Source organism: Gammaproteobacteria bacterium (assembly GCA_016765075.1).
GTDB lineage: Bacteria > Pseudomonadota > Gammaproteobacteria.
In genome coordinates this window covers 1-6,588 of record JAESQP010000146.1, presented here as the reverse complement: position 1 = coordinate 6,588, position 6,588 = coordinate 1, and the positions used below count along the sequence as shown (strand labels likewise).

At 47.9% G+C, this 6,588-nt stretch carries 5 protein-coding genes; 2 read left to right on the top strand and 3 right to left on the bottom strand.

Translation table 11 applies throughout. The annotated features are described in order from the left end of the window. Window positions 1-755: ATP-binding cassette domain-containing protein (locus JKY90_09035; protein MBL4852400.1), on the bottom strand; the 755-nt coding region annotated here is incomplete at its 3' end. A gap of 385 nt (window positions 756-1,140) precedes the next feature. After that, window positions 1,141-2,328: an alanine--glyoxylate aminotransferase family protein gene (locus JKY90_09030; GenBank protein MBL4852399.1), complete on the bottom strand. Its 1,188-nt coding sequence runs from the start codon at window positions 2,326-2,328 to the stop codon at window positions 1,141-1,143. A 260-nt stretch (window positions 2,329-2,588) separates the two neighbouring features. Between JKY90_09030 and prmB the strand changes: the two genes are divergently transcribed. Beyond that, complete coding sequence (prmB, locus tag JKY90_09025; GenBank protein ID MBL4852398.1) at window positions 2,589-3,521, top strand: 50S ribosomal protein L3 N(5)-glutamine methyltransferase; 933 nt, start codon at window positions 2,589-2,591, stop codon at window positions 3,519-3,521. Here the strand turns inward: prmB and JKY90_09020 are convergent. Beyond that, a complete protein-coding gene (locus tag JKY90_09020; GenBank protein MBL4852397.1) occupies window positions 3,518-5,230 on the bottom strand; it encodes an EAL domain-containing protein in 1,713 nt (570 codons plus the stop codon). The two genes, prmB and JKY90_09020, sit on opposite strands and share 4 nt — an antisense overlap. Window positions 5,231-5,336: 106 nt before the next feature. Here JKY90_09020 and aroC point away from each other — a divergent pair, with 106 nt between their 5' ends. Further along, window positions 5,337-6,440 (top strand): chorismate synthase, encoded by a 1,104-nt coding sequence (gene aroC, locus JKY90_09015; protein MBL4852396.1) that lies wholly within the window; start codon window positions 5,337-5,339, stop codon window positions 6,438-6,440. Window positions 6,441-6,588: the final 148 nt, after the last annotated feature.

The window sequence follows — 6,588 nt, the reverse complement described above, 5'->3', positions numbered from 1 at the left end:
TGTTCTAACCACGAACTGTAATTACCTTCCCACGGAATACCATGGCCGCGATCCAGTTCAAGAATCCAGCCCGCCACGTTATCAAGAAAATAGCGATCATGAGTGATGGCCACCACAGTGCCTGGGTATTCAGCAAGAAACTGTTCTAACCAGGCGACGGACTCGGCATCGAGATGATTGGTCGGCTCATCAAGCAACAGCATGTCAGGTTTTGACAATAATAAGCGACATAGGGCGACGCGACGTTTTTCACCGCCTGAGAGTTTGCTGACGTCGGCCTCCCACGGTGGCAATCTCAATGCGTCAGCAGCGATTTCGAGTGTGCGTTCAATTTCCCAACCACCACAGGCATCGATGGCGTCTTGCAATTTTCCTTGCTCGGCCAACAGATCAGTCATTTCATCATCGGTCATTGGCTCGGCAAATTTATCGCTGATGGCATTAAAGCGTCCGAGTAATTTTATCGTGTCGCCCAAACCTTCTTCGACATTACCACGCACGTCTTTTTCAGTATTTAATTCAGGTTCTTGTGATAGATAGCCGATTCGAATACCGGGTTGTGGTCGTGCCTCACCGTTAAATTGGTCATCAAGCCCGGCCATAATACGTAATAACGTGGATTTCCCGGAGCCATTTAATCCGAGCACGCCAATTTTCGCACCGGGGAAAAATGATAGCGAAATATCTTTGAGAATCTCGCGTTTTGGTGGCACTACTTTGCCAACGCGATTCATGGTGTAGACGTATTGAGCCATTAGTTAACCTTAAGGAAACTCTGATTTATTCATGGAACACGATCTTGTGGCTGAAATATACCAGCTCTTCGTTGCGAATTTTGCCAATAGCCCCGTTATTGGCTGCAATTTGCGCCTTGATCTGGAATATTTCAGTTGGCAATCTCGTTGTTACAGAATTAATCAGAGGCTCCTTAAGTAGTGTTGATGGCGTGTAACTACTCGCCCTCTGGCTCGAATAAAAGTAGCCATTCGTCATTCCGGCAGTTTTTTAGCCGGAACCTAGGAGGTTAACCCACTGGATTCCGGCTAAAAAACTGCCGGAATGACGGGCACTGGGTCTGCGCCAAGGTGGGTGAGTAGTGACGATTATTTGTTGTTTTGTGTCCCTAAGTCCGACAGGCTCCTAGGTCGCACAGTCGAACACTTTATGTGCCGCAGCCAGAGCAACGCCTTTATTGATGGGTGCGTTAGCACTGCTTAATACATCTTCTAGCGCATTCAAACAGAACAAAACATTACGCCGATTCGAGGCGTAACCCATGAGACCGATGCGCCAAACCTTACCTGCCATTACCCCCAGCCCTGCGCCGATTTCGAGGTTATAGTCAGTCAGTAGTTTGCTGCGAATAGCGGCGTCATCAACACCTTTGGGAATGGTGACAGCATTGAGCTGAGGCAGACGATCGGCCTTATCGACGACAAATTTCAGTCCCATTGCTTCTAAGCCATCGCGTAAGGCTTCATGGTTATGATGATGACGTGCCCATGAAGTCTCTAAGCCTTCTTCTTGCAGAATAACGAGTGATTCATGTAGGGCGTAAAGTGCATTAATGGGCGCGGTATGGTGATAGGCGCGTTTGGCGCCTGTGCCCCAATAACTCATAACCAGATTTAGGTCTAAAAACCAACTTTGTACCTTATGTGTGCGTGCTTTAATTTTTTCGGTGGCGCGTTCACTGAAGCTGATGGGAGAAAGGCCTGGTGTGCAAGATAAACACTTTTGACTGCCAGAATAGATCGCATCGATATTCCATTCATCAACTTTTAGTGGTGAGCCACCGAGTGATGTGACGGCATCGACAATGGTTAAGCAGTCGTGAGCATGAGCCAGGTTGACCAGTGTTGCAATATCAGAACTGGCGCCAGTCGAAGTTTCAGCGTGCACCATGGCAACGATGTTGGCATCGGGGTTGGCTTTGAGTGCTGCCTCAAGTTTGTTGGCATCGATGGCATCACCCCAGGCATCTTCTACCATCACGGCTTTAGCGCCGCAGCGTTCAACATTTTCTTTCATGCGACCGCCAAAGACGCCATTTTGGCAAACAATGACGGTGTCACCAGGCTCGACTAAATTAACAAAGCAGGTTTCCATGCCGGCAGAGCCTGGAGCAGACACAGGCATTGTTAATGTATTTTTGGTCTGAAAGCCATATTGGAGTAGTTCTTTGAGCTCTTCCATCATGACAATAAATTGTGGATCAAGATGGCCAATGGTAGGTCGTGACATCGCCTCCAGGATGCGCGGGTTAACATCAGAGGGGCCAGGGCCCATCAGGGTGCGTTGTGGTGGAATAAAGGATGTGATTGTCATGAATATTCTCTCTTGTATCTATCAACGTTACGCCAATATGGCGCCGGCAACGCCGAGCCTAATCGTAGGCGAGTTGCTGACTAAAGTCTAAAGGGTGCCTAGTCTATCGAGAATCTACTTTTTTTGCCATGAGGGGGTGTTTCATTGGCCTGTAAATCCAGTAAACCTCAAGCAGAAAGGTGCGGCATAATGATTGCCAATCAACCGGTATTAGAAAGACAGTGCGAGCCTGTGTATCATACCCAGCCATGATGCTGACAATGAACAAAAAGGCACTTACACTCAATGATTATGTTCGCTCTGATGTTATAGAGTCGTTGCTGAGTGTTAATGACTTTGTACGCTGGGTCACCACCTGTCTTAATTCTGCTGATTTAAGCTATGGTCATGGCTACACCGATGCAGTTGATGAGGCGCTGATTCTGGTTTTGCATGCGATCAATATGACCATGACTGTGCCAGCTGAGACATTTCAATCTCGATTGTCGGTGCTTGAAAAAAGGCGAATTATCACCTTGGTTGAGCAGCGGATTAATGATCGTGTTCCCGTTGATTATCTTACACAACAGTCGCGCTTTGCCGGCCTTGATTTTTATGTTGATGAGCGCGTATTGGTGCCGCGCTCACCGATAGCGGAGCTTGTCGAGCAGGGTTTTGAGCCCTGGTTGCAGGCTGATAGTGCTAGCCGTGTGCTTGACCTGTGTACGGGTAGTGGCTGTATCGGTATTGCTTGCGCTTATAGTTTTCCCAAAGCGCAGGTGGATCTTGCTGATCTGTCATCTGATGCCTTAGCTGTGGCGCAAATCAATATCGCTCAACATGGCCTTAGCAATGATGTGACTGCGATCAAGTCGGATTTATTTTCGGCACTTGACGCTAATGCGTACGATTTGATCGTCAGTAATCCACCTTATGTGCCACAGGCAAGCTATGATGGCTTGCCAGCTGAGTTTGACCATGAACCTGAGATGGGTTTGGTCTCTGGTGTCGATGGCCTTGTGCATGTGACGCGAATTCTTAACGAGGCGGCAGACTATTTAACTGAACAAGGCTGGCTGTGCGTGGAAGTGGGCGAGGCGCGCGATGCGCTAGAAGAAAAATGGCCGGACGTGCCCTTTATATGGCCAGATTTTGAGCGTGGCGGTGGTGATATATTTTTACTGGATAGACAAACACTGCGCAGCCACTTTTAGGCTGAAGTTAGCAGTGATGGCAAGTCATCAGCAGCAATGGGTTTGCTAAATAAAAAACCTTGATAGCTGTCACAGTCTTTTCGTTTCAAATAATCGAGTTGAGCGCGAGTTTCGACTGCTTCAGCAGCAATATCAATCCCCAGGTGGTGGCAGGTTAATATCAATGAATCAACCATTTCCATTGCAGCAGGTGTGTCAAGTACGGAGCCTACCAGCGAGCTATCTATTTTTACCTGGCCGACGTTAAAATTGTGTAGTGTATCCAGTGTGCGTGTGCCGGTACCGAAATCATCAATCGATATCTGAATGCCCAGCTGTGTGAGTTGTTGAATAGTTTCTTTGCTGCGTTTTACGTCTTGCCTCAGTGTTGATTCGCTGACTTCCAGTCTGAGCTGTTTGGCATTACTGCCGTGCTTGAGCAAGGCATTTTCCAGTGTATTGACTAAAGCCGGATCAATAAACTGTTTGTGACACAGGTTGACCGAGATGGGCAACTGCTCATAACCTTTTTTTTGCCACTCACCAATTTGCTGACAGACCTTGTCGATAACCCAGTGAGTGACTTTGCTACAGTGCCGACTTTGTTCAATATGATGCATGAACTGTGCAGGGCTTAATATTCGGTCTGGTTCCAGTTGCCAACGTAACAACGCTTCAACTGCGATAACCTTGCCATTTTTTATATTCACTTGTGGTTGATAGACCAGACGGAATTGATCTTGTGAAATCGCCTCACATAGGCGCGAACGCAGATGTAGTGACTCCGCAGGCCGTGAACGTAAGGTATGTTGGGTAAAATAATTCGGGCCAAGGTTTCGTGCTGAAACAAGTGCATTGTCAGCATCATTGATTAAATCACGTGCGTGGCTGTGACGGTTACTTGGTAGAGCAATGCCAATGTTGATGGCGATGGTGATGGTATGAACGCCAAGATGATACGGTGCTTGCAGCAACTCGATGAGTTTTTCGGCGACAATGGCTGCGTCACTGTCAGCGTTGAGGTGTTGCAACAGAATACTAAAGTCACCATTATTCATGCGCGCTACCCTATCGGTGTCGCGTAAATTATGTGTAAGACGTTGAGAAATGGCTGGTAGTAGGCGTGGTAGCAATGCTTTCTCGTTGACTTCGAGCTGTGGTTTATTGTGGATGGCTATGGATAACACGGCCATCGATATCTGCTCAAAGTTGGTGTGTTCAAACGCGTTTGTTAGGGTGTTTAAAAGAGTGAATTCGTTGGCTAGCCCTGTTAGGTCGTCATAGCGTGATACGTTCAATTGCTGGCGTGAAAGTTTGCTCTGTTGGTGTGTTGTTGTCACGCTGTCATAGATTGCATCTTTACTTGCGGTGGTATGTACCAGGTAGCCATGAGCGCCGTGTTTAACAGCATTGGCTGCAGAGCGCTCATTATGTTTGTTGTCGATAGCAATAATGGTGCAATGGTGGTAGGTGTTGACTAATATCGCTAGGTTGCGACAGTCCATTCCGCTGCCATCGCTGATATCAACCAGCACAACATCAAACGATGCGTCTGACTTATGCGATAATGCGTGATACAGGCCTTGACTATAAGTGTATTGTAGGTTGGCAGCGACCAGCTTTGTTAGAAGCTCAATTATAGCGTTTTCGCTGCTACAGCGGCCACCTACGACCAGTATATTAAGAGCTTGGTTTGGCTTGCTGCATTCGGTGTTTGCATCGACCGTCATTGTCCTGTCCAGCGTTGCTAAGCTGGTTCAAGATGCTAACGGAAAATACGTCATCATTCAAGCCAACGATTTTAGTGGGCTTGAAAAATAAGAAATCGGTACTCTTATGTCAGGAAACACAATAGGTCGTTTGTTTAGTGTCACTAGTTTTGGTGAAAGTCACGGCGCCGCTATCGGCGCGATAGTAGACGGTTGCCCTCCGGGCATGGAGTTAAGCGTTAAAGATCTGCAACAAGATCTTGAGCGTCGTCGGCCTGGCAAGTCACGCTATACGACCCAGCGTCGTGAGACCGATGAAGTGGAAATACTGTCGGGCATTTTTGAGGGCAAGACGACCGGCACACCGATAGCCTTGTTGATCCGTAATATTGATCAACGCTCGAAAGATTATACAGAGATTAAAGATCGTTTCCGCCCCGGCCATGCGGATTATACCTACCAGCAAAAATATGGCTTTAGAGATTATCGTGGTGGCGGACGCTCTTCTGCACGCGAAACCGCATCGCGTGTTGCGGCGGGCGCCATTGCAAAAAAATACCTTAAAACACGCTATGGCGTTACTGTTCAAGGCTACTTATCCCAGTTAGGCTCGATACGGGCAGAGACGGTTGATATGAGTGCGGTCGAGGGCAACCCCTTTTTCTTTCCTGATGCTTCGCGCATTAATGAGCTCGAACAGTATATGGACGTCTTACGTAAAGAGGGAAACTCAATTGGTGCACGGATAAACGTGATTGCTAAAGGCGTACCACCTGGCTGGGGTGAACCAGTGTTTGATCGACTGGATGCTGACTTGGCTCATGCACTGATGAGTATTAATGCGGTTAAGGGTGTTGAGATAGGCGATGGTTTTGCTGTGGTTGAGCAAAAAGGCACCGAGCATCGTGATGAAATGAAACCCAATGGGTTTTTGACCAATCGCGCGGGCGGTGTACTTGGTGGTATTTCCTCTGGTCAAGAGATTACGGCAAGCATTGCTTTAAAGCCGACATCGAGCCTTCGTTTGCCAGGCCAAACAGTGAATAGCAAGGGCGATTCAACTGATGTGATTACCAAAGGTCGTCACGACCCCTGTGTTGGTATTCGTGCAACCCCTATCGCTGAGGCAATGATGGCCATTGTGTTGTTGGATCATGCGTTGCGTCATCGCGGTCAGAATGCCGATGTGCATTGCGATACGCCAGTCATCCCTGCCTCTACTCCAGACTAGGGGGTGTTAACAATCATTTTGACAGTCCTGTTGTATCTTCAATACCGCCAGACGCCCCGCAGGAAGTGCCCTTGGGGTACAAGGCGAGAGGAGAGAAGTTTGGTGGTTCCAAATGAGTGACGAACAACGCAGTATGGCGGTATTGAAG

What these genes read in the sequence shown, in the direction of transcription:
- JKY90_09030 (MBL4852399.1), bottom strand. Translation starts at nt 2,328, where the DNA reads ATGACAATCACATCCTTTATTCCACCACAACGCACCCTGATGGGCCCT.
- aroC (MBL4852396.1), top strand. Translation starts at nt 5,337, where the DNA reads ATGTCAGGAAACACAATAGGTCGTTTGTTTAGTGTCACTAGTTTTGGT.
- JKY90_09020 (MBL4852397.1), bottom strand. Translation starts at nt 5,230, where the DNA reads ATGACGGTCGATGCAAACACCGAATGCAGCAAGCCAAACCAAGCTCTT.
- prmB (MBL4852398.1), top strand. Translation starts at nt 2,589, where the DNA reads ATGAACAAAAAGGCACTTACACTCAATGATTATGTTCGCTCTGATGTT.